Origin of the sequence: Mycobacterium sp. E3305, from assembly GCF_001666785.1 — a bacterium.
In the GTDB taxonomy this organism is placed as follows: domain Bacteria; phylum Actinomycetota; class Actinomycetes; order Mycobacteriales; family Mycobacteriaceae; genus Mycobacterium.
The window spans coordinates 1-22,056 of sequence record NZ_LZJA01000141.1 but is presented as its reverse complement, the minus strand read 5'-3'; the positions used below and the strand labels follow the sequence as shown (position 1 = coordinate 22,056).

Here is a 22,056-nt window from a genome sequence, read left to right as displayed (position 1 = left end):
TCAGGACTTCGCCGCGGCCTTCTTGGCGGTTGTCTTCTTCGCCGCCGTCTTCTTCGCGGTGGTCTTCTTGGCGGCCGTTTTCTTGGCCGGTGCCTTCTTGGCGGGAGCCTTGCCGTCACCCGAACGCGCCTTCACGCTGGCCTCCAGCTTGGCCAGTAGGTCGGACACGTCCTCGGTCTCGTCGAGTTCCTTCGGCTGTTCCTCGGTGGTAAAGGCCTCGCCGCCTTCGAGTTTCGCGTCGATCAGCTCCTGGAGCTGCTCCTGGTAGGTGTCGTGATAGCGGTCCGGGTTGAACTCTTCGGCCATCGACTCCACGACCTGACCGGCCATTTTCAGTTCCGCCGGCTTGATCTCGACCTCCTTGTCGAGCACCGGGAAGTCGGGGTCACGGATCTCGTCGGGCCACAGCAGGGTGTGCACCATCATCACGTCGCGTTTGCCGAAGTCCTTGACGCGCAACGCCGCCAGCCGCGTCTTGTTGCGCAGGGTGAAGTGGACGATCGCCATCCGATCGGTCTCGGCGAGCGTCTTCGCGAGCAGCACATACGATTTCGACGATTTGGAATCCGGCTCCAGGAAGTAGCTGCGGTCGAACAGCATCGGGTCGACCTCTTCGGCTGGAACGAATTCCAGCACCTCGATCTCCCGGCTGCGTTCTTCGGGCAAGGTGGCGATGTCGTCGTCGGTGATGATGACCATCTGGCCGTCGTCGGATTCGAAGGCCCGGGCGATGTCTCGGTATTCGACGACCTCCCCGTCCACCTCGCACACGCGTTGGTATCGGATGCGGCCGTTGTCCTTGGCGTGCACCTGATGGAACTTGATGTCGTGGTCCTGGGTGGCGCTGTACACCTTGACCGGGACGTTGACCAGCCCGAACGCGATCGAGCCCTTCCAGATGGAGCGCATGTAAGTCAGTATGCCCATACTGTTCGCCGGCTAACAGGACGCGGGGCCGTTGCGCCCAGCTCGTGACCGCATCGAAGCCGGCCGGGAAGCTAGCGCCGGTTTGCCTGCGCCCGCAGCTCGGCGCGGTCGGGCAGCTGCGCCCCGGCGCGGCCCACGGTCGCCGCAGACGACAGCGCGGCCGCCTCGAGCGCTCCGGTCAGGGCGTCGATCGAGATGCGGCGCAGGGCGGCGCGCCGGTCGGCGCCCAACAAGTCCATCCCCCAGAGCGCGTCCAGCAGGCCGACCGTGAAGGCGTCGCCGGCGCCCACGGTGTCCACCACCTGGACCGGCCTGGCGGCCACGCGCGCCTCGCCGGCCGAACACAGCGCAACCGCGCCGCGGGCCCCCATCGTCACCACGACGATCGCCGGCCCCGACGCCAGCCACGCCCGGGCCGTCTGCTCGGGCTCGTGCTGGGGATCGATCCAGCGCAGGTCCTCGTCGCTGACCTTCACGACGTCGCTGCGCTCGGCCAGGTGCTCGATGCGCGCGCGGGCCGAATCGCGGTCGGTGATCAGCGACGGACGCACGTTGGGATCCAAGGTGATCGTGGCCGACAGGCGGTAGGCGTCGACCAACGCCGCGACCGCCAGGCAGCCCGGCTCGCGTACGGCGGCGATGGACCCGGTGTGCACCAACACCGGCGGGGGAACCTCGGGCGTGCCGGAAAGTCGCCACTGTAGGTCAAACGTGTAGGTGGCCGAGCCATCAGCGGACAGAGTCGCTACCGCGGTCGGCGTCCGGGTGGCCGAAACGCTGCCCGGGACAAGCTGTGCGCCAGCAGTTTTCACGTAGTCGGCGATGCGCCGCCCCTGTCGGTCGTCGGCGATGTGGGTCAGGAAATCGATATCGCGGCCCAGCAGGCCGAGCCCGACGGCGACGTTGAGCGGACTGCCGCCGACATGCTCGTCGCCGTTGACGATGTCGATCAGCGATTCGCCGATCACCAGGCCGCGGGTCATCGCACCAGAGCCTCCAGCGTCGCCCGAGCTCCCTTGTGGTGCAACGAATCCAGGGCCCAGCAATACGCCTCGACAAACCGTGGTTGGTGGGCCAGATCGCAGAACACGGCGGTCACTTCGATGAACGCGGTGGGGTTCCGGTTCTGCGATCGGGCGATCGGGATGAGCGAATCCGCGAGCTGGTCCACCACCTCATACGGCTTTCCCCATTCGTCGGTGCCCTCCGCGTAGCGCGCCCAACTCGCCACCGCCGCGGCCGCCAGTTGAACCGGGCCGCCGTTGGCCAGGTTGTCGCAGATGACGGGGAACAGCCATTTCGGGATGCGGTCCGACGAGTAGGCGCAGATGCGCGCGACGGTGTCGCGCACGGCCGGGTTGGCGAACCGCTCGACCAGCGTGCGGCCGAATTCGTGCAGGTTGATTCCGGGCACCGGCGGCAGGGTGGGGATGGCCTCGGCGTCAAAGTAAGAGAGCAAGAATGTGGCGAAGAGTGGATCGCGCGCCGCCTCGTGGACGAACTGGAAGCCGCACAGATGGGCGAAGTAGGCCAGGCACTGATGTCCCGCGTTGAGTAGCCGCAGCTTCATCAGCTCGTACGGGCGCACGTCGTCGACCATCAGCACCCCGGCCCGCTCCAGTGGAGGCCTGCCGTCGGCGAAGTCGTCTTCGATCACCCACGCGGTGAACGGTTCGGCCACCACCGGCCACCGGTCGTCAACGCCGAAGTCGCGCCGCACCTCCGCGGCCATCTCCAAAGTCGTTGCCGGAGTGATGCGATCGACCATCGAACTGGGGAAGCGGGCGTTCTCCGCCACCCACTCGGCCAACGCGGGATCCCTGCGTTCGGCGCTGGCGAGCACGGTGCGCTTGGCGACCTCGCCGTTGTTCTCGATGTTGTCGCAGGAAACGACCGTCGGTGCGGGGACTCCGCGATCGCGCCGCCTGGCGAGCGCCTCGGCGATCAACGCGAACGCCGGCCCGTCGGGATCGCGGTACCCACCTTCGGTGATGGTCAGCGAAATGATCCGGGTGGAGGCCGCGGCGAGCACCTCCAACGCTGATTCGGGATCGTCCGGGGCGTAGCGGTAGTCGACGATCGACCCGATCACTTGCGCGTCCCGGCTGCCGTCGGGGTTCTCCAAGATCAGCGTGTACAGCCCGTCCTGACCGTTGAGGACGTCGCGCATCGTCCAGTCGGCGGGCATCACGCCCACGCCGCAGATACCCCATTCGCGTGCCAGCCCCTGCTGCAGCAGCAGGTTGATGTACGCAGCCTGATGCGCGCGGTGGAAATGACCGGCGCCGATATGCGCGATGCCGACGGTCACGTCCCCGCGGTCATAGTTCGGCGCCTCGATCGGCAGTTCGGACAGCGACGCATTGTTCAGGTTGATCGCGCCAGCCACCATTGGCCAACTCCTCACCGGGCCACGGCCCCGATCGTTACCGGGTTCGCGGCACCTCTCGACGGTATGACGGCCCCGGGCCGAAGCCCAGCGGCTTGGACCATCCGATGCCCCTAGGTGAGCGGGGGACCCCCCGCCGGCACGGCCGACGACAGCAGGACATCGGCGAGCGCACGCCACGAATGGGTTATCGCGACTGCCCCGGCATCGATCAAATCCTCTCGGCGGCAATCCCGTTCGTCAGGTGGCACAAACATCAGGTTGCCCACCGTGGCGTAGCCGGCCGCGACCGCGGAGCTCACGCCGGCGACGGAGTCTTCGATGGCGAGGCCTTGTTCTGCCGCGACGCCCATCACCTGACCGGAATGCAGATAGACCGCCGGATCGGGTTTGCTTGTCGGCACCGCAAGCGAATCCTCCGCGCTGAAGGTCAGCGCCTCGGGTATCAGCGAGTCGATGCCGGTGGCGGCGAAGCAGGCGCGCAGGCGCTTGGTGGCGCTGGAGCTCACGGCAGCGAGCGCGTAGCGGGGCGCGAGGTCGCGCAGCGGTTCGAGCACCCGCGGGTCGGGGGTCAGCGTGACGGCGAGATGCGCGGTGACCCGTTCGCGCTCTTCGCGCACCCACTGCTCGAGTTCGTCGGCGGACAACGCGTTGCCCTTCGCCACGTCCTGGGCTGAGGCAACCACCGCCGCGGGAAGGCCGTGCGCCAACGTCTGATCGAGCGGCAGCCGGCACTGGGTCGCCAGGTCGAGGGCCATCGCGCGGAAGTTCTTCCCGACGGCCCGCTTACGCAACTCCTCCGAGTCGAGCGGGGCGGTCACGCCGAACCTGGCCAGGAAACGATTCATCACATCGGTCGACGCTTCGAACGCCGGCCTTTCCGAAGCGAACAGGTTGTCGTCGGCGTCACACAGCAAGGTGGTGATCGGCGCCGGGTCGAACGCGCGCACAAAGGTCAGGTGAGCGTTCATCGTGACACCAACTCTCGCTCGTCGTTGCGCATCGCGTCACGCAACGTGGGCACCACGCCGCGCGTGTCGATATCGGCGATCATGTCGCCCAGGCGCCGCGCGAAACCGGGAACGGCGCGTAGCTCGGCGAACATCGCATGCCGCAGCAGGGGGTCAGGGTTGTTGCCGGCCATGTTCGCCAATTTAGCCACCGGTATCGCCTGCGAGTCCTCGAGGCGGAGCCGGCGGCCCTGCAGGTCGTGGCCCCGCATGTACCGGGCCCACCCGGCAACAGCCAACGTCAGCAGCGTGTGCGGTCTGCCCTGCGCGATCGCCTCCTGCAGGGACGGCAGCACGAAGGAAGTGATTTTGGTCGTCCCCCGCCGGGCCAGCCGCGACAATTGGTCGCTCATGCTGGGATTGCTGAGCCGATCGAGCAAGGTGGCGCGGTACTGCGGGGTGTTCATCCCCGGCACGGCCGGCAGCAACGGCTGAATCTCCTCGCGCAGCAGTGTCTCGACGTAGTCGCATATGACGCGGTTCCGCATCGCTTCGTCGGTGCGCTGGTAACCGGCCAGGGTCGCCAAACACGCTAGCGCGATATGGGTTCCGTTGAGCAGGCGCGTCTTGATCAGCTTGTGGTCGCTGACGTCGGCAACGAATTCGGCCCCGACCTCCTCGAGCGGCGGCCGACCGTTGCTGAACGAATCCTCGATCACCCATTGGCGATACGGTTCGGTCACGACCGGACACTTGTCGGCCACGCCGAACGTCTGCTCGACGAACTCGCGCTCCGAAGTCGACGTTTGCGGGGTGATGCGATCGACCATCGTCGACGGGAACGCGACGTGCCTTTCGATCCAGCGGGCAAGCCCCGGGTCCTTGCACGCCGCGAACGAGATCAACGCGGTTCTCGCCGGCCGGGTGTCGCCGGGAATGTTGTCGCAGCAGAGCACGGTGAACGGTGCGAACCCTGCGCGGCGGCGCCGGTCGAGAGCCTCGGCCAGGTACCCCCACGCGGTGGCGTAGCCACCGGACGCGACCAGGTCGGCGCGCACGTCGGGATGATCGGCGTCGAATTGGTCGGTGACCGGATCCAGGAAGTATCCGTTGTCGGTGATCGTCAGGCTGACTATTCGGGTTTGCGGATCTGCCAGCGCCGCGCGCACGGCCGCGCCGTCGTGCGGCGCGAAATGAACCGACCCGATCGAACCCACCACGCGGGCGGTCTGGCCGTCGTGGCCGCGCTGAACCACTGTGTAAAGCCCGTCCTGTGCCGACAGCAGGTCTTTGGCCCCCGGCGAGTGGAGGCTCACACCGGTAACGCCCCAACGGTGCGAAATCCCCGAGCGGGCAAGGTCGTCGAAGTACACGGCTTGATGGGCGCGATGAAAGTTGCCCGCGCCGATGTGAACGACACCGCGCTGCAGGGCCGACCTCTCGTATGTGGGTACCGCGATTCGCTGGGAGTGCAGTCGCAGGGTGGCATTGCTGAGGGGGACGCCGCTTGCTGGACGTCTGGGCGTTGTGCGCATCGCTATCCCGTGCCCGTGGTGCCCGCGGGTCTAACGTCTTCGTAACCGATGTCACAGAAATTTACGTTTGAGACATAATCCGTGGTGGGTAACGATGATCACTGGTCAGACGCGTAAGTTGACAACATGGCACCGCGGGTGAAACTCACCAACGCCGACAAGGTGCTCTACCCCGCCACCGGGACGACCAAGCGGGACGTCTTCGACTATTACACCCGGATCGCCGAGGTGATGATCCCGCATATCGCGGGGCGCCCGGCCACCCGCAAGCGCTGGCCGAATGGCGTTGAGGAGTCATCGTTTTTCGAAAAGCAGCTGGCTTCCTCTGCGCCGGAATGGTTGCCCCGCGCCAGCGTCAAGCACCGTTCGGGAACTACGACGTACCCGATCATCGACAGCCCCGACGGGCTGGCCTGGATCGCGCAACAGGCCGCGCTGGAAGTGCACGTGCCGCAATGGCGGTTCGTCGCCGAGTGGACGCGAAGCAAGGCCGAAGAGCTCAAGCCCGGCCCGGCGACCCGACTGGTGTTCGATCTCGATCCCGGTGAAGGCGTGACCATGGCCCAGCTGGCAGACGTGGCCCACGCCGTTCGCGACCTCATCGACGGCATCGGGCTGACCCTGTTCCCGCTCACCAGCGGCAGCAAAGGCCTGCACCTCTACGCCCCGCTGGCGGAACCGGTGAGCAGCAAGGGCGCGACCGTGTTGGCGAAACGTGTTGCCCAGCAATTGGAAAAGTCGATGCCCAAGCTGGTCACCTCGACCATGACGCGAAGCCTGCGCGCGGGCAAGGTGTTCCTCGACTGGAGCCAGAACAACGGCGCCAAAACCACGATCGCGCCGTATTCGCTGCGCGGACGCGAACACCCGACGGTCGCGGCCCCGCGCACGTGGGAGGAGATCGACGACCCTGCGACGCTGCGGCAGTTGCGCTACGACGAGGTGCTGGACCGGGTCGCCCGCGAGGGCGATCTGCTGGCGGCGCTGGACAACGACGTCGCCGTCGCGGACCGGTTGACCAGGTACCGCAGCATGCGGGACGCGTCGAAGACCCCGGAGCCGGTTCCGCGGACGAAACCTCTTACCGGCCACGGCAATTCATTCGTCATCCAGGAGCACCACGCCCGCCGGCTGCATTACGACTTCCGGCTGGAGAAAGACGGCGTGCTGGTGTCGTGGGCGGTGCCGAAGAACCTCCCCGAAACCACATCGGTGAACCATCTGGCGGTACACACCGAGGACCATCCGCTGGAATACGCCACGTTCGAGGGCAACATCCCCAGGGGGGAGTACGGCGCCGGGAAGGTGCTCATCTGGGACGCCGGAACGTATGAGGCGGAGAAATTTCACGACGACGAGGTGATCGTGAATCTGCACGGCAACAAGGTCACCGGGCGCTACGCGCTGATCCAAACCAACGGCGACCAGTGGCTGGCGCACCGCATGAAGGACCAGAAGACCTTCGACTTCGACGGGATCGCGCCGATGCTCGCCACCCACGGTTCGATCGCGGCGTGCAAGGCGAGCCAGTGGGCGTTCGAAGGCAAATGGGACGGCTACCGACTGCTCGTCGAAATCGACCACGGCGGCCTGCGGGTGCGGTCCCGCCGCGGTCGCGAGGTCACCAACGAATACCCCCAATTGCGTTCGTTGGCAACCGATCTGGCCGATCATCACGTAGTGCTCGACGGGGAGGCCGTCGTCCTGGACGCCGCCGGGGTGCCCAGCTTCCACGCGATGCAGAACCGGGGGCGCGGCAGCCGCGTGCAATTCTGGGCGTTCGACCTGCTCTACCTCGACGGTCGCTCGCTGCTGCGGGCGCGCTACCAAGATCGTCGAAAGCTGTTGGAAACACTCGCCGGCGGCAGCGAGCTCATCGTGCCCGAGTTGCTGCCCGGCGACGGGAAACAGGCGCTGGAGCACTCCGGCAAGCATGGCTGGGAGGGCGTGGTCGCCAAGAGGCGGGACTCCACCTACCAACCGGGCCGACGCTCGGCGTCCTGGATCAAGGACAAACATTGGAACACCCAGGAAGTGGTCATCGGCGGCTGGAAGGCCGGCGAGGGCGGCCGCAGCAGCGGCATCGGCTCCCTGTTGATGGGCATCCCCACCGACGGCGGCCTGCACTTCGCCGGGCGGGTCGGTACCGGGTTCACCGAACGTGACCTGGCGAGCCTGAAGAAGACGCTGGCTCCCCTGCACACCGAGCAATCCCCGTTCAACCCACCGCTTCCACGCAGCGAGTCCAGGGGTGTGACGTTCGTCGAGCCGGTGCTGGTGGGAGAAGTGCGCTACAGCGAGTGGACGCCGGATGACCGCCTACGCCAATCGAGTTGGCGAGGCCTACGGCCGGACAAGGAACCGAGTGAGGTGGTGCGGGAATGAAATGGGTGACCTACCTCGACGCCGGTGGCGAACGCACCGGGGTGCTCGCCGACGAAGATATCTACGCGATGCCCGCCGGCGTGACCCTTCTCGACCTGATCGGCCGTGGCGCGGAAGGCTTGCGCGCCGCCGGCGAAGAGGCGTTGCGTGCCCCCGCGGCGACCGTGCGGCTGGACGCGGTGCGGCTCTTGGCGCCGATCCCGCGCCCGCCGTCCATCCGCGACTCGCTGTGCTTTCTGGATCACATGCGCAACTGCCAGGCCGCGCTCGGTGCCGGGCGCACCCTCGCCGACACCTGGTATCGCATACCCGCGTTCTACTTCGCCTGTCCGGCAACGGTCTTGGGTCCATACGACGACGCTTCCGCCGCCCCCGGAAGCGCTTGGCAGGACTTCGAATTGGAGATCGCCGCGATCATCGGAACCGGTGGACGCGACCTGACCGTCGACCAAGCCGAGCGGGCCATCATCGGCTACACCATCTTCAACGACTGGTCGGCACGCGACCTGCAACAGCTGGAAAGCCAACTCGGGATCGGGCAGGGCAAGGGCAAGGACAGCGGCGTCACGCTGGGCCCCTACCTGGTGACACCCGACGAGCTCGCGCCGTACGGCCGCGCCGGCCGACTGGACCTGCGGGTGACCGCCCTGGTCAACGACGCCGTGATCGGTTCGGGGTCGACCGCTCAAATGGATTGGAGCTTCGGCGAAGTCATCTCCTACGCCTCGCGCGGCGTGACCCTCGCCCCCGGCGACGTCATCGGCTCAGGCACCGTCCCGACGTGCACGCTCGTCGAGCACCTGAACCCAGCGGCGCCGGGCTCATTCCCCGGCTGGCTGCACGACGGCGACGTGGTCACGCTCCGGGTGCAGGGACTCGGGGAGACCCGGCAGACGGTGCGCGTCAGCGCCGCGCCCCACCCGTTGGCGGCCCGACCCAATCCGGACGCCGCGCCCGCGGCGCCGCGGGTGAACCGGGCACCCGCGAAGGTGCCCTATACCCGCGGCCTGCACCAGGTCGCCGATCGGGTATGGGCGTGGACGCTGCCCGACGGAGGCTACGGGTGGAGCAACGCCGGACTGGTCGCCGGCGACGGCGCGTCGCTGCTCGTGGACACGCTCTTCGATCTGGCGCTGACCCGGGAAATGCTTGCGGCGATGCGGGATATCACCTCGGCGGCGCCCATCACCGACGCGCTGATCACCCACTCCAACGGGGACCACACCCACGGCAACCAGCTGCTCGGCGCCTCGGTGCGGATCATCGCCGCGCGGGGGACCGCCGAGGAGATCGCGCACGGCATGGCGCCCGAGATGCTGGCGATGGCGCAGACCGCGAACCTCGGTCCCGTCGCGACCCCCTACACGCGAGACCGCTTCGGACACTTCGACTTCAGCGGCATCACTGTGCGCAACGCCGACCAGACGTTCGACCGCGAAATGACGATCGAGGTCGGTGGGCGGCGCATCGACCTGTTGAACCTCGGCCCCGCGCACACCGCCGCCGATTCGGTGGTGCACGTGCCCGACGCGGGCGTGCTCTTCGGCGGCGATCTGCTGTTCATCGGCTGCACCCCGATCGTGTGGGCCGGCCCGATCTCGAACTGGATCGCCGCGTGCGACACGATGATCGCGCTCGACGCGGCGACGGTCGTGCCCGGACACGGCCCCGTCAGCGATCCCGACGGAATCCGTGCGGTGCGTGGATATCTCGCCTATGTCTCCGAACAAGCTGAGGCCGCATACCGCCGCGGGCAGTCGTGGTCCGAGGCCGCCGATACCATCGATCTCGGTGAGTACGCCTCCTGGCTGGATGCCGAGCGCGTCGTCGTCAACGTCTATCAGCGGTACCGCGAACTCGACCCGCAGACCCCGCAGCTGGAGGTCATGGCCCTGCTGGTGATGCAGGCCGAATGGCTGGCCAAGCGGGGCTAAAGCCGCACGGCCCGCACGAATTTGATCGTGGTCGCCGGCACCTGGTCTGCGGCCTGCCCCAGGTCCGGCAGCCCGGCCGCGGAGAACAGATCGGTGAGCCGCGATTCGGTGGTCTCCCAACCGTTCTCATGCAGATGCGCGGCGACATCGGTGTGCTCGCCCGGATACGTCAAGGTGCTCAGGTCCATTTCGAGTCCGTGCCGTCGCCAGCCCTCGGTCATCCGCCGCGCTTGTTCCTCGGCCGCCGGGGACGTGCCGGTCACGGTGCCGTAATCCGCGGCGAACCGGCTGCCCTCGGCGGACAGCGGGATGATGGAGTCCAGCAGCCGGATCTCGGCGTCCGGCGGGAGCCACCCGATCAGCACGCCCTCGGCGAGCCATGCCGTGGGATGGGCCGGATCGAAGCCCTGCTCCTGCAGCGCGGCCGGCCAATCGTCGCGCAGGTCGATCCCGACGTCGCGAAGCTTGGCGGTCGGCGCCGCCCCGATCTCCGACATCGTCGCCGCCTTGAACGCGATCACCTCGGGCTGATCGATTTCGTACACCGTCGTCCCGATCGGCCAGCGCAGCCGGTAGGCGCGCGCGTCGAGCCCTGACGCCAGGATCACCACCTGGAGCAGCCCGGCCTGCCCCGCCGCGGCGAAATAGTCGTCGAAATACCGGGCGCGGGCGGCGAACGTGTCGACCATCCGGTGAAAGCCGACGCTCTGCTCGAGCTCATCGGGATCGAGCTCGCCGCTGGCGAGCCGGGTGAACACCTCCAATCCCACGGCACGCACCAGCGGCTCGGCGAAGTCGTCCGTGATGACCGGCTGCGGACGCTTGCTTGCGGCGGCCCGGGCGGCGGCGACCATGGTGGCCGTCGCTCCCACGCTGTTGGCCAGGTCCCAGCTGTCACCCTCGGTTCGTGCCATGGCTTCTCCTTCAGTTGTGGCGGCCAAACCACGGTATGCCCCGCCGGTGAACACTGGCGTCGCCTACGGTTCCCCCTATGCCCGCAGTGGAATTCGAAACCCTCGAAGACGACATCGCCCGTATCACGCTGAACCGCCCCGAGCGCCTCAACGCCATCGACGGATCGCTGATCGACGGCGTGCACCACGCCCTTGACCAGCTCGGTGGCGGCGAGTTCAGGGCCGCGATCCTGACCGGCGCCGGACGCGGATTCTGCGCCGGGGCGGATCTGAGCGGCACCGGTGAACCGTGGACCAAGCCCAAACCGACGACCCCGCCCTTCAAGGTCAACTACGACTCCCAGGTTCGCCTGGCCGACCTGTTCACCCGGATCTACGAGCTGCCCATTCCGGTGATTGCCGCCGTCAACGGCGTGGCGGTCGGGGGAGGGTTGGCGTTCACGCTGGTGTCCGACGTCCGGGTCGCGTCCGAGCACGCCCGGTTCGGGTCCGCGTTCATCAAGGCGGGCTTCTCGTCGATGGACATGGGCACCAGTTACCTGCTGCCGAAAATCGTCGGCGCAGGCGTGGCGCGCGAACTGATGCTCTCCGGCCGCATCATCGACGCGGCCGAGGCCTACCGCATCCATCTGGTGCACGAGGTGGTGGCCCCCGACGACCTGATGCCGGCCGCGCTGCGGGTGGCCCGCTCGATCACGGAGAACAACGCCTACGGCGTGTGGCAAACCAAGATCGGCCTCAACGCGGCGCTGGACGCGCCCAGCCTGCGGCACGCCATCGAGATCGAGAACCGCACCCAGATCCTCAGCGGCTTCACCAACAACCCCGTCGAGGCGGCCACCGCCCACATGGAGAAGCGGGCGCCGAAGTGGGATCCGCTGTGAGGGCTAGACCTTCGCGATGACGTTTTCGGCGAACATCTCGAGGTTGCGGATCTTGTTCTCCAGCGGCTCGGTGTCCTTGCCCTTGATGTAGGGGATGCGAAAGCCGACGATGGCGTCGGTGACGCCTTTGTCCTCGAGGCGTTTGATCCCGTCGACGGTGTAGGCGTCGGCCGAGATGACGTGAATCTGGAACGGCCCCGTCTTACCCGCCTCTTCGCGATACCGCTTGAGCTTGGCGATGAGCCCGTCGAGTTCCTCCGGGTCACCGCCCCCGTGCATCCAGCCGTCCAGGCGGGCCGCGCGGCGCAGGGCCGCGTCGGCGTGCCCGCCGATCAGGATCGGGATCGGCTGGGTGGGAGCCGGCGTCATCTTCGTCTTCGGGATGTCATAGAACTCGCCGTGGAACTCGAAGTAGTCGCCGGTGGTCAGGCCCTGGATGATCTCGATGCATTCGTCCATGCGCTTGCCGCGTTTGGCGAATGGGACGCCCAGCAGTTCGTAGTCCTCCGGCCATGGGCTGGTGCCGACACCGAAGCCCACCCGGTTGTTGGTCAGCGCGGCCAGCGAACCGATCTGCTTGGCCACCAGCGCAGGCGGCCGGATGGGCAGCTTGAGCACGAAGAAGTTGAAGTGCAGCTTCGTCGTCACCGCACCCAACGCCGCTGTCAGCACGAAGGTTTCGATGAACTCCTTGCCGTCCAGGAACTCGCGATCGCCGTCGGGGGTGTACGGGTACTTCGAATCCGACTCGAAGGGGTAGGCAATGCTGTCAGCGATCGTCATCGCGTGGTACCCGGCCGCCTCGGCCGCCTGGGCCAGCGGGATGTAGTACCTGTGGTCGGTCATCGCCTCCGCGTAGGTGAACCGCACGTCATCTGCCTTCCTGGAAACCGGTCGTCACACGAGATTAGAACGTGTTCTAGTTCTACCCGCGGCCGGGTTCCCAGCACAATAAGGCGTCAGAGCTGGTTTTCGGGGCCGATGACCGCCCAGACCGTCTTGCCGCTTGCGGTGGGCGTGCTGCCCCACGCGCGTGACAGCGCTTCGACGATCGCCAGGCCGGAGACGTCGATCCCGGTCGTCGGCGACGGCAGCCGAACGGCCGGGGCATGGCTGCTGTCGGACACTGCGATGGTCGCCGTCGGCCCGTGGCTCTCGAGCCGCATCACGGGAACGCTCGGGGTGTGTTCGAGGACGTTCTCGACGAACACGTTGACCACCACCAGGGCGACCGGAATGAGCGTGGATTGGGACCAGGTGGTGAGCCATTCGCGGACCAGGCGGCGCGACTCGCGCAGGCTGGTCAGGTCGGCGGGCAGCTGAGCGTCGGCGCGACGCACGGCGCGCCGGCTCTGCTGGCCGAGCGCCTTCAGCGCCGCCTTTTCGGTCGAGTACACCGGCATGAAGTAGGCGACGCCGCTGCGGGAGATGGCCTCGCGCGTTCCGCGGTGCGCGCAGACCAACACGATCGGAACATCCGGATTGCTGCGGACCTGCCAGTGCGCGCCGATGAAGGTGGACCACGCCAATTCGGCGAGCACCTTGAGCGCGGAGATGTTGACGATGACGGCAGCCGGCTCATCCAGCGTGGCCTGCAGGATGTGTTCGCGGAGCGTCGCGGAGTTGGTGGCGTCGAGGACACCGTCCACGGTCAGGACGGTCGCCGACTGATCGGTCCGCGTCGCGACGGCCAGCGAGCTGGGGGACTCAGCTACCGAGCTCACCACAGCAACCCCTTTCCCTGCGGGGGCCTCTGGTGTCGAGGCGCCCGGACGCCCGGCTGCGTCGCGTCGTCCGGTTCCATCCCTGCTCCTCGAATCACACCCGGGCCAACTGCTTGAGTATCCGCCCTCAGCGGCAAAAGTCTAATTGGGGGCAAGCGCGCCGGACGCCACCGGAAAGCGCAGCCCACGGGCGTGACATTGAAAACGCGCGCGGCGGGGAGCGCGGTGTGAGTGAGGCGCGTGCCCGTCCCCACCCGTGCGAGGCCCCTGCCTCTACCGCGCCGAACACATTGTTCGTTTTCGCTGCGCAGCACGCGCATCCCCCGGGACTACCACCTTCTGCGTTCCGCCAAACGCAATGACGAGGCCGGAGAAACCGTGGGTCGGGCGGGAAAGGTGGGTGGGTCAGCGCGACGCGTACGGCGGGGCGCCAACCCCGGCGACCGAGTGCGTGCCCCACGGCGTCCGTTCCACGATGCGGGCGGCGGCGCTGCGCCGGCCCACGGTCAACGTCGCGGTCCGTGCTTGCCCGAGCGCCTCGTCGGGCAGCGGCTGCGACGGCGATGCGGACACCGTCCCCTGCCAGTGGTAGCGGCCGTCGATCGGGTCGAGGTGTCCGGTGAGCCGGACCCGGACCGGATGGCGGACGCCGGCGATCTCCAGCGTCGCGGCGCCGTCATAGGTGTCGTCGCGCTCCGGTGCGCCGGCCGACAGGTCGAAGGCGGAGGCGACCGGCGGGGCCTGGTCGGGCGACAGCTGTGCGCGCTCGTTGAACACCCGCAGGCTGCTGGCGCGCACTTCTATGCGGCTGCTGGACGTGCGCTCCATCAGGCGCAGGCACTCGGCGATGTAGCGCGCCTGCGCGCCGGTGTCGGGCCCGGTGATGAAGAAGTAGTTGGGAAAGCCGCGAACCGCCACACCGTAGAACGGCTCCATCCCGTCGTGCCAGGCCTGCCGGATGGTCAGACCGCCGGCGCCGACGAACGCTTGATCGGCCGACTCCTCGGGAATGGAGAATCCGGTGCCGTAGATGATGGCGTCGACGTGATGGTCGGCGCCGTCGCGGGTGCGGATGCCCGACTCGGTGACCGCCGCTATCGGCGACCTTGCGACCGAAGGGCGATGGGCGTCGGCCGGCCGGAGTGGGTGCCGCAGCCGGCGTTTGGCGCGGGTGGACCACAGCGGTACCTCGGTGACGACCCTGCGCGGCGAGTGGGCGAAGACGGTGACCGACGCGGCCGCCCGGGTCAGCCGGCCGATCTGGTGGCCGGCGCTCGCGTCCGTGCCGACGATGGCGATGCGCTTGCCGTACGGATCGAACTCGGGTGCCCACGTCGCCGCGTGAAATGACTGTCCCGGGAAGGCGTCGCGGCCCGCGATGTCCGGCAGCCAGGGGACGAACGGCGGCTCGGCGGTGATGACGGCCCGCGCCCGCGCGGCCTCGCCGTCGGCCGTCGTCAACAGCCAGGTGTCTGTCGCGTCGTCGAACACCGACTGGACCCGCGCGACGTGCTCGTCGAGGACGACGAAGTCTGTGACGCCCGCGGCCGCCAACGCAGTGGGAGCGTCGGCGCGCGGGCCGAGGACGGCTACGGGGTGGCGGGAGTCAGCGAGGCCGCCCGGCCGCGTCACAGAAACCTGCTGCGCTTCCAGCCGCGGCGCGCGATCGGGCCGAGCAGGCCCACCTCGCTCAGGAACCCCGCCAGCGGGGCGAATCCGGCCACCTGCATCTCGCGGCGGTGCGGGCTGGTGCGCGCGATGTGTCGCGCCCGCCTCGGGTCCAGACCCGTGCGCGCGTACGGGATCGGATTGCTGAACAGGTAGTTGAAGAAGTAGCCGCCCAGCCCGTTGATGTTGGCCATGAACCAGCGGTTGATCCGGGGCATTTCGGCCACGCGTTTACGGGCGCCGTCGCGGGCGAACTGGATGTGGCGCGCCTCCTCGGTGACGTGAATCCGCATGAGGCGCTGGATGATTGGCTGCAGCTCCGGGTCGTCCATCATCTGCCGCTGCAGCGAATCGAAGATTTCTTCACCGATCAGCGCGGCCACCCACAGCATCGAGCCGCGCTGAAACGCCAGCGGAAGCGCGTTGATGATCATCCGGTGAAACAGCCGCGGCCGCACCGGCTTTGCGCCGATACGCTCGATGGCCTTGCCGAACATGACCATGTGGCGGGTCTCGTCGCCCAACTCGGTCAGCTTGTAGTGGGTCGACTTGCTGGTGGGGTCCTCGTGCAGGATCGTTCGCAGCAGCGACTGATTGAGCATGTTCTCGAACCAGATCCCGGCCGACAGCGTGTTGACCAACTCCTGGCGCGAGAGCTCGATTTGTTGCTCGCGGGTCATCTCGTCCCACATCGGCGTGCCGTACAGCGACACCAGGCGCGGCGGCAGGTAGAACTTGTCCGGATCCAGCGGGGCGTCCCAGTCGATGTCAACGACCGGCTCGTAGGACTTTTTGACCGAGCCCCTCAGCAGGCGCTCCGAAAACTCTTCACGACTCGGCCCGCCTGGCTTCACCGCAGTTGTCATGCGCTGGCGTCCCTTCATTGGGTGCTTCAGACGGTACCCATGGTACTGGGTACTTTTGGCCCCGACTAGGCCCTTCAGGTTTCGATTCGGCAGTCTGATGCAAGAGACGAGGAGGGTTTCTTGGGCCGGCATATCCACGTCATCGGCATCGGCGCCGGCGACCCCGACTACGTGACCGTCCAGGCGATCGAGGCGCTCAACGACACCCAGGTGTTCTTCGCGATGGACAAGGGCGAGGCGAAAAGCGACCTGGTGGCGCTGCGACGGGAGATCTGCTCCCGGTTCATCCGCGGGCCCGGCTACCGCTTCGTCGAGCTGCCCGACCCCAAACGCGCGGCCGGCTCCGACTATCGCGAGGCCGTCTCGGACTGGCACGCCGCGCGGGCGCGGGTCTGGGCCGACGCGATCGCCGCCGAGCTGGGACCCGACGGTGTCGGCGCCTTCCTGGCCTGGGGGGACCCGTCGCTCTACGACAGCACCCTGCGCATCCTGGAGGCGGTGGCCACCGAGCTCGAGTTCACCTTCGATGTGATTCCGGGCATCACCGCGGTGCAGGCGCTGACCGCCCGGCATCGCATCCCACTCAACGAGGTCGGGGAACCGGTGCTCATCACCACCGGTCGGCAGCTGCGCGCGCACGGGTTGACCGGATCGGCGGTCGTCATGCTCGACGCCGAATGCTCCTTCCAGGCGTGCCCGCCCGACACCCGCATCTGGTGGGGCGCCTATCTGGGCACCGCCGACGAGCTGCTGGCGGCCGGCACCGTCGGCGAGGTCGCGGCGCGGATCGTGTCGCTGCGCGCCGACGCCCGCGCGCGGCACGGCTGGATCATGGACACCTATTTACTCAGACCGGCAGACTGAAGGGCGTGCCGGAACTGCCCGAGGTCGAAGCCCTGGCCGACCATCTGCGCCGCCATGCCGTCGGCCTGACGATCGGCCGCGTCGATGTCGGCGCGCTCTCCGTGCTGAAAACGTTCGATCCGCCGCTGGGCGCGCTGCACGGCCAAGCCGTGACCGGGGCCCACCGCTGGGGCAAGTACCTGGGGCTGCAGGCGGGAGAGCTGTCCTTGATCACCCACCTGTCGCGGGCGGGGTGGTTGCGGTGGTCGGACAAGCTGGCCGCGGCGCCGCTGCGGCCGGGCAAGGGCCCGATCGCCTTGCGCGTGCACCTCGGCACGCCCGGCGATGCGCCCGGCTTCGACCTCACCGAGGCCGGCACCCAGAAGCGTCTGGCCGTGTGGCTCGTCGGTGATCCGCAGTCCGTCCCCGGCATCGCCGCCCTCGGACCCGACGCGCTGGAGCTGACCGTCGACGATCTCGCCGGCCTGTTGGCCGGCAACACCGGCCGGATCAAGACGGTCATCACCGACCAGAAGGTGATCGCCGGCATCGGCAACGCCTACAGCGACGAAATCCTGCACGTTGCCAAGATTTCCCCGTTCGCCACCGCCGGCAAGCTGACCGATGAGCAGCTCACCGCCCTGCACGACGCGATGGTGTCGGTCCTGCGCGATGCGGTGAGCCGCTCCGTAGGCCAGGGCGCGGCCACGCTCAAGGGGGAGAAGCGCTCCGGACTGCGGGTGCACGCCCGCACCGGCCTGCCCTGCCCGGTGTGCGGGGACACCGTGCGCGAAGTCTCCTTCGCGGACAAGTCTTTTCAATACTGTCCGACGTGCCAGACCGGCGGCAAGGTGCTGGCCGACCGGCGGATGTCGCGGCTGCTCAAGTAGGCGGCGACCCGCGACTTGACACCTGTCGATATGCTGCCCGGATGACTCGTCAGAAGATCCTCATCACGGGTGCCAGCTCCGGCCTGGGCGCCGGCATGGCGCGGGCGTTCGCCGCGAAGGGCCGCGACCTGGCGCTGTGCGCCCGGCGCACCGACCGGCTCGACGAGCTGAAAGCCGAACTTTCCCAACAGTATCCGGGCATCAAGATCGCCGTGGCGGCGCTGGACGTCAATGACCACGAGCAGGTGCCGAAGGTCTTCGGTGAACTCAGCGACGAGCTCGGCGGCGTCGATCGTGTCATCGTCAACGCGGGCATCGGCAAGGGCGCGAAACTCGGCTCGGGCAAGCTGTGGGCCAACAAGGCGACCCTCGAGACCAACCTGGTTGCCGCGCTGGTGCAGATCGAGACCGCGCTGGAGATGTTCAACAAGGCCGGTTCGGGACATCTGGTTCTCATCTCGTCGGTGCTCGGCAACAAGGGCGTGCCGGGCGTCAAGGCCGCCTACGCGGCGAGCAAGGCCGGCTTGAGCTCGCTGGGGGAATCCCTGCGCGCCGAATACGCCAAGGGCCCCATCAAGGTTTCGGTCATCGAGCCCGGCTACATCGAGTCGGAGATGACGGCCAAGTCGAACAGCACGATGTTGATGGTGGACAACGAGACTGGCGTGAACGCTCTCGTCACCGCCATGGAGCGCGAGCCCGGCCGGGCGGCGGTGCCGTGGTGGCCGTGGGCGCCGCTGGTGCAGGTGATGCGGGTGCTGCCGCCCCCGCTCACCAAGTGGTTCGCCTGAATCAGTGCGGCACCGGCGTGTAATGCTCTGCGTCGCTCGTGAATTCGGGCTTGCCGTAGGTTGCCAGCCGTAGCTTGAGGAGCCCGATCACGTACGCGTCGGTGATGTCCCTGAGCACGGGGACGCGGCTGGCGTGGCTCACTGCGGTAAAACGTCCGATGATGAAGGGCGCGGTGAGGGCGACGCGCACGAGGTCCGTCGGCCCCATCGAGACACCCATCGCCTCGGCGACCTCACGATTCCCGTTGCAGAAGGTGCGAACGAAAGTGAGCTTGCTGAAACTCTTTTCGACCGCCTCCGCGCAACGGTCGAACAGCGTGGTGTCGGGGCGCAAGTAGGCCGCCATCGTGCCGCGGACGAGTTCTTGGCAGATGCTGTCGAACCCGTCGCGCAGCAGTGCCGAGCGCGCGTGCATCACGTGGACGATGTCGGCCGGTTCAGAGGGCAGCAGTTCTTCCGGTAGGCCGAGCAAAAAGCAGCGGTACCTGGCGAATTCGACGACCGCGCGCTCCTCGGGGGTGAACTCCGTCCGGCCCTGTTGGCGCGCCTTACGGGCCAGCAGGTACTGGCCGATCATGCCGGCCGGCATCTGGTCGACCTGCGGCACGGGCATGCCGTATACGGCGGCATCCCACTTGTCGGATTTCTTCAGGGCGTTGTAGCGGACCATGGAGTGCATCAGCCGGACCATGGCGGCCGCCTCGAAACCGGGGCCGAATCGATCCAGCGCACCGGGGAGGGTGGTGACGGCGAAGAAACTGGCGGTCTCGTTCACCCGGCGCGCGGCCCGCTTACCCGAGAGTGCGCCGGTGAGGGCCATCGGCAGCGCGGCGTAGGTGTTGGTGAAGGTCGCGATGAAGGCCCCGCGCGTGATGAAGGGTGCCAGCAGCGCTGCGGGAATCCGCTCGTGGCGGGCGCCCTCCCGGACCAGATCGAAGTCGATCCACTCCGGGGTCGCCTCCATGGCGGCGATGAACGAAACCAGTTCGGGGGGCGCGTCGGGCACCGACTCGATTCCCTCTCGGCAGGCCGTCTTGAGCATGTCGATCAGCTGGGCGACGCTGCGCGAAGTCATCAGTGCCGCATAGGGATCGGCGACGACGTCGCCGAGCAGGGTCGCCGTGCTCATCAACTCGACCACGCGGTCGTCTTGCAGAATCGGTGCGCGGTCGGCGATCCAGGCGGGCAGGGCCGAGTCGACGTTCGGTTCCGTGGCCAGACGGTCCGGCCGCCGGTCGAAGTCGAAGTCTCCATACAGGTCGGGCTGCAAATCGCGCTGGCTGCGCACTCGCGCGGCGAGCTCGGGGTAGTACGTGACCATCGCTGCCTCCGATTAACTAACAGTTCGTGAGCAATACTCACAAGTTGTTAGTTATGCTGTCAAGCATGAGTGCGGGCAGCCCGAAGCGGCGCATGACCGGCGAGGGCCGGCGCGAGCAGATCCTCGACGTCACTCACGCGATCGTCGACGCCGAGGGTTTCCACGCGGCCACGCCCAACCGCATCGCCGGGGCCGCCGGCATCAATCGGTCGTTGATCTATCAGCTGTTCGGCGACCCGGCGGGACTCTTCGTCGCACTGATCGACCGTGAGGCGGCGCGGGCCGGCGCCCAATTCGCCGAGGCGGTCTCGGGATTGGATGCCGTCGCCGGGGACCAGTCGCTGGTCGTCGCGTTCGACGGGGTGCTGGCCGCGGTCGACGCCCATCCGGCGACGTGGCGGCTGTTCCTGTTTCCGCCGCAGGGCGCTCCGCCGGAGTTGTATACGCGGCTGGCGCAATCGCAGGCCGTCGTGCTGGAGTTCTTCGTCACCGAATTGCTGCGCATCAATCCTCACGTGCACGACCCGGAGTACACCGCGCGGATCCTGCACGCGGCCGGACGCGAACTGCTGCAGTTGCACCTGAGCGAGCCGCAGACCGCGACGGTGGAACGTTTGCGTACCTTTGTACGGCGATTGGGCTCCGACGTCATGAGCCGCACGGGCTGACTAGCTGGTGCGCCCGCGTTCGGTCCGGTAGCGGCGCACCAGCGCGTCGGTCGAGCTGTCGGACTGGGGGTCCGGCGAGCCGTCCGACGTGATCACCGGCAGCAGCGCCTTGGCCTGGGTCTTGCCCAGCTCCACCCCCCACTGGTCGAACGAGTCGATGCCCCAGACGACGCCCTCGGTGAAGACCTGATGCTCGTAGAGGGCGATCAGCTGGCCCAGCACCGACGGCGTGAGCCGGTCGGCCAGGATCGAGGTCGACGGCCGGTTGCCGGGCATCACCTTGTGCGGCACGATGTCGGCCGGCGTGCCTTCGGCGGCGATCTCCTCGGCCGTCTTTCCGAACGCGAGCACCTGGGTCTGGGCGAAGAAGTTGCTCATCAGCAAGTCGTGCATGCTTCCGGTGCCCTCGACCGTGGGCAGGTCGTCGAGGGGCTGGCTGAAGCCGATGAAGTCGGCCGGCACCAGCCGGGTGCCCTGGTGCAGCAACTGATAGAAGGCGTGCTGGCCGTTGGTTCCCGGTTCGCCCCAGAAGATTTCGCCGGTATCGGTGGTGACCGGGGTGCCGTCCGCGCGCGTCGACTTGCCGTTGGATTCCATGGTCAGCTGTTGCAGATAGGCGGCGAAGCGGGACAGATCGTTGGAATACGGCAGCACCGCGCGCGACTGAGCTCCCATGAAGTTGGAGTACCACAGCCCGATCAGTCCCAGCAGCGCCGGCGCGTTGGACTCCAGCGGGGCGGTCTTGAAATGCCGGTCCACGATGTGGAATCCGGACAGGAAATCGGCGAACGCCTCCTTGCCGATCGCCGCCATCACCGACAGGCCGATCGCCGAGTCGACCGAGTACCGTCCGCCGACCCAATCCCAGAAGCCGAACATGTTGTCGGTGTTGATGCCGAAGTCGTCGACCAGGCGTTTGTTGGTGGAGACCGCCACGAAATGCTTGGACACCGCGGCGTCGCCGAGCGCGTCGGTCAGCCAGCGGCGCGCGGCGGTCGCGTTGGTGAGGGTCTCCAACGTCGAGAACGTTTTCGATGCGACGATGAAAAGCGTTGTGGCAGGGTCTAAGTCGGCCAGGGTGGCGATGAGGTCGGCGGGGTCGACGTTGGAGACGAAGCGGGCCGAAATCCCTGCGTCGGCGTAATGACGCAGCGCCTGATACACCATCACCGGGCCCAGGTCCGACCCACCGATGCCGATGTTGACCACGGTGCTGATTCTTTGTCCGGTGGCCCCGGTCCATTCACCGCTGCGTAACCGGTCGGTGAAGTCACCCATCCGGTCCAGCACGGCGTGCACGTCCTCGACGACGTTGTGGCCGTCGACGATCAGCTCGGCGTCGCGGGGCAGCCGCAGCGCGGTGTGCA

General features: G+C 67.6%; 18 protein-coding genes and 3 pseudogenes. 9 read left to right on the top strand and 12 right to left on the bottom strand.

The features are described 5' to 3' along the window. The 5 genes from A5701_RS12995 to A5701_RS12975 all read right to left on the bottom strand — a co-directional run bounded on the left by A5701_RS12995 (position 1) and on the right by A5701_RS12975 (position 5,801). Positions 1–909, bottom strand: a complete 909-nt coding sequence (locus A5701_RS12995; RefSeq protein ID WP_067753687.1) for a Ku protein — start codon at positions 907–909, stop codon at positions 1–3. A gap of 89 nt (positions 910–998) precedes the next feature. After that, positions 999–1,910, bottom strand: a complete 912-nt coding sequence (locus A5701_RS12990; RefSeq protein WP_067753684.1) for a carbohydrate kinase — start codon at positions 1,908–1,910, stop codon at positions 999–1,001. After that, complete coding sequence (locus A5701_RS12985; protein ID WP_067753681.1) at positions 1,907–3,319, bottom strand: mannitol dehydrogenase family protein; 1,413 nt, start codon at positions 3,317–3,319, stop codon at positions 1,907–1,909. The genes A5701_RS12990 and A5701_RS12985 overlap by 4 nt, the downstream gene beginning before the upstream one ends. A gap of 110 nt (positions 3,320–3,429) precedes the next feature. Continuing rightward, the gene (locus tag A5701_RS12980) at positions 3,430–4,287 is read right to left on the bottom strand and encodes an HAD family phosphatase (protein WP_067753678.1); all 858 of its coding nucleotides are present in this window, start codon (positions 4,285–4,287) and stop codon (positions 3,430–3,432) included. Continuing rightward, complete coding sequence (locus tag A5701_RS12975; protein WP_067753675.1) at positions 4,284–5,801, bottom strand: mannitol dehydrogenase family protein; 1,518 nt, start codon at positions 5,799–5,801, stop codon at positions 4,284–4,286. The genes A5701_RS12980 and A5701_RS12975 overlap by 4 nt, the downstream gene beginning before the upstream one ends. A 126-nt stretch (positions 5,802–5,927) precedes the next feature. Here A5701_RS12975 and A5701_RS12970 point away from each other — a divergent pair, with 126 nt between their 5' ends. Together A5701_RS12970 and A5701_RS12965 are read left to right on the top strand one after the other, a co-directional pair. Beyond that, positions 5,928–8,186, top strand: a complete 2,259-nt coding sequence (locus A5701_RS12970) for an ATP-dependent DNA ligase (protein ID WP_067753671.1) — start codon at positions 5,928–5,930, stop codon at positions 8,184–8,186. Further along, positions 8,183–10,120 carry a fumarylacetoacetate hydrolase family protein gene (locus A5701_RS12965; protein WP_067753668.1) on the top strand — a complete coding sequence of 646 codons (1,938 nt, stop codon included), beginning with the start codon at positions 8,183–8,185 and terminating at the stop codon, positions 10,118–10,120. The genes A5701_RS12970 and A5701_RS12965 overlap by 4 nt, the downstream gene beginning before the upstream one ends. On the opposite strand, the gene A5701_RS12960 is transcribed toward A5701_RS12965, so the two are convergent. Continuing rightward, entirely contained in the window at positions 10,117–11,034 is a 918-nt protein-coding gene (locus A5701_RS12960) for an SAM-dependent methyltransferase (RefSeq protein WP_067753665.1), read from the bottom strand. The genes A5701_RS12965 and A5701_RS12960 overlap by 4 nt on opposite strands. Before the next feature lie 86 nt (positions 11,035–11,120). On the opposite strand from A5701_RS12960, the gene A5701_RS12955 reads away from it, so the two are divergent. Next, positions 11,121–11,918, top strand: a complete 798-nt coding sequence (locus tag A5701_RS12955) for an enoyl-CoA hydratase/isomerase family protein (RefSeq protein WP_197498969.1) — start codon at positions 11,121–11,123, stop codon at positions 11,916–11,918. A gap of 3 nt (positions 11,919–11,921) precedes the next feature. Here A5701_RS12955 and A5701_RS12950 read toward each other — a convergent pair whose 3' ends face one another. The 3 genes from A5701_RS12950 to A5701_RS12940 form a co-directional block, all read right to left on the bottom strand. Next, entirely contained in the window at positions 11,922–12,788 is an 867-nt protein-coding gene (locus A5701_RS12950) for an LLM class flavin-dependent oxidoreductase (protein ID WP_067753658.1), read from the bottom strand. 89 nt (positions 12,789–12,877) lie between these two features. Continuing rightward, entirely contained in the window at positions 12,878–13,642 is a 765-nt protein-coding gene (locus tag A5701_RS12945) for an STAS domain-containing protein (RefSeq protein ID WP_067753730.1), read from the bottom strand. Positions 13,643–14,047: 405 nt separating this feature from the next. Continuing rightward, on the bottom strand, positions 14,048–15,031 hold the full coding sequence (locus tag A5701_RS12940) for a DUF4873 domain-containing protein (RefSeq protein WP_231968920.1): 984 nt from the start codon (positions 15,029–15,031) through the stop codon (positions 14,048–14,050). 207 nt (positions 15,032–15,238) lie between these two features. Between A5701_RS12940 and A5701_RS28895 the strand changes: the two are divergent. After that, positions 15,239–15,331: pseudogene (locus A5701_RS28895) on the top strand (hypothetical protein); the annotation flags it as partial. Positions 15,332–15,381: 50 nt separating this feature from the next. Here A5701_RS28895 and A5701_RS12935 read toward each other — a convergent pair. Then, positions 15,382–16,176 (bottom strand): annotated as a pseudogene (locus A5701_RS12935) (diiron oxygenase); the annotation flags it as partial. Positions 16,177–16,296: 120 nt separating this feature from the next. Here A5701_RS12935 and cobF point away from each other — a divergent pair. From cobF to A5701_RS12920, 4 genes and pseudogenes are all read left to right on the top strand, one after another. Then, on the top strand, positions 16,297–17,040 hold the full coding sequence (gene cobF / locus A5701_RS12930; protein WP_067753648.1) for a precorrin-6A synthase (deacetylating): 744 nt from the start codon (positions 16,297–16,299) through the stop codon (positions 17,038–17,040). A 5-nt stretch (positions 17,041–17,045) separates the two neighbouring features. After that, a pseudogene (locus A5701_RS28890) lies at positions 17,046–17,288 on the top strand (DNA-formamidopyrimidine glycosylase family protein); the annotation flags it as partial. Between the two features lie 126 nt (positions 17,289–17,414). After that, positions 17,415–17,909: a zinc finger domain-containing protein gene (locus A5701_RS28885; RefSeq protein ID WP_369807418.1), complete on the top strand. Its 495-nt coding sequence runs from the start codon at positions 17,415–17,417 to the stop codon at positions 17,907–17,909. A 41-nt stretch (positions 17,910–17,950) separates the two neighbouring features. Beyond that, positions 17,951–18,700: an SDR family oxidoreductase gene (locus A5701_RS12920; RefSeq protein ID WP_067753641.1), complete on the top strand. Its 750-nt coding sequence runs from the start codon at positions 17,951–17,953 to the stop codon at positions 18,698–18,700. Position 18,701: 1 nt separating this feature from the next. Here A5701_RS12920 and A5701_RS12915 read toward each other — a convergent pair whose 3' ends face one another. Next, positions 18,702–20,021 carry an oxygenase MpaB family protein gene (locus A5701_RS12915; RefSeq protein WP_067753638.1) on the bottom strand — a complete coding sequence of 440 codons (1,320 nt, stop codon included), beginning with the start codon at positions 20,019–20,021 and terminating at the stop codon, positions 18,702–18,704. A gap of 92 nt (positions 20,022–20,113) precedes the next feature. Between A5701_RS12915 and A5701_RS12910 the strand changes: the two genes are divergently transcribed. Then, positions 20,114–20,689 (top strand): TetR/AcrR family transcriptional regulator, encoded by a 576-nt coding sequence (locus A5701_RS12910; protein WP_067753727.1) that lies wholly within the window; start codon positions 20,114–20,116, stop codon positions 20,687–20,689. On the opposite strand, the gene pgi is transcribed toward A5701_RS12910, so the two are convergent. Next, positions 20,690–22,056: glucose-6-phosphate isomerase (gene pgi, locus A5701_RS12905; RefSeq protein ID WP_067753635.1), on the bottom strand; the 1,367-nt coding region annotated here is incomplete at its 5' end. It lies immediately after the preceding gene.

Coding starts and splice junctions, on each gene's coding strand:
- A5701_RS12995 (WP_067753687.1), bottom strand. CDS start 909: ATGCGCTCCATCTGGAAGGGCTCGATCGCGTTCGGGCTGGTCAACGTC.
- A5701_RS12990 (WP_067753684.1), bottom strand. CDS start 1,910: ATGACCCGCGGCCTGGTGATCGGCGAATCGCTGATCGACATCGTCAAC.
- A5701_RS12985 (WP_067753681.1), bottom strand. CDS start 3,319: ATGGTGGCTGGCGCGATCAACCTGAACAATGCGTCGCTGTCCGAACTG.
- A5701_RS12980 (WP_067753678.1), bottom strand. CDS start 4,287: ATGAACGCTCACCTGACCTTTGTGCGCGCGTTCGACCCGGCGCCGATC.
- A5701_RS12975 (WP_067753675.1), bottom strand. CDS start 5,801: ATGCGCACAACGCCCAGACGTCCAGCAAGCGGCGTCCCCCTCAGCAAT.
- A5701_RS12970 (WP_067753671.1), top strand. CDS start 5,928: ATGGCACCGCGGGTGAAACTCACCAACGCCGACAAGGTGCTCTACCCC.
- A5701_RS12965 (WP_067753668.1), top strand. CDS start 8,183: ATGAAATGGGTGACCTACCTCGACGCCGGTGGCGAACGCACCGGGGTG.
- A5701_RS12960 (WP_067753665.1), bottom strand. CDS start 11,034: ATGGCACGAACCGAGGGTGACAGCTGGGACCTGGCCAACAGCGTGGGA.
- A5701_RS12920 (WP_067753641.1), top strand. CDS start 17,951: ATGACTCGTCAGAAGATCCTCATCACGGGTGCCAGCTCCGGCCTGGGC.
- A5701_RS12915 (WP_067753638.1), bottom strand. CDS start 20,021: ATGGTCACGTACTACCCCGAGCTCGCCGCGCGAGTGCGCAGCCAGCGC.
- A5701_RS12910 (WP_067753727.1), top strand. CDS start 20,114: ATGACCGGCGAGGGCCGGCGCGAGCAGATCCTCGACGTCACTCACGCG.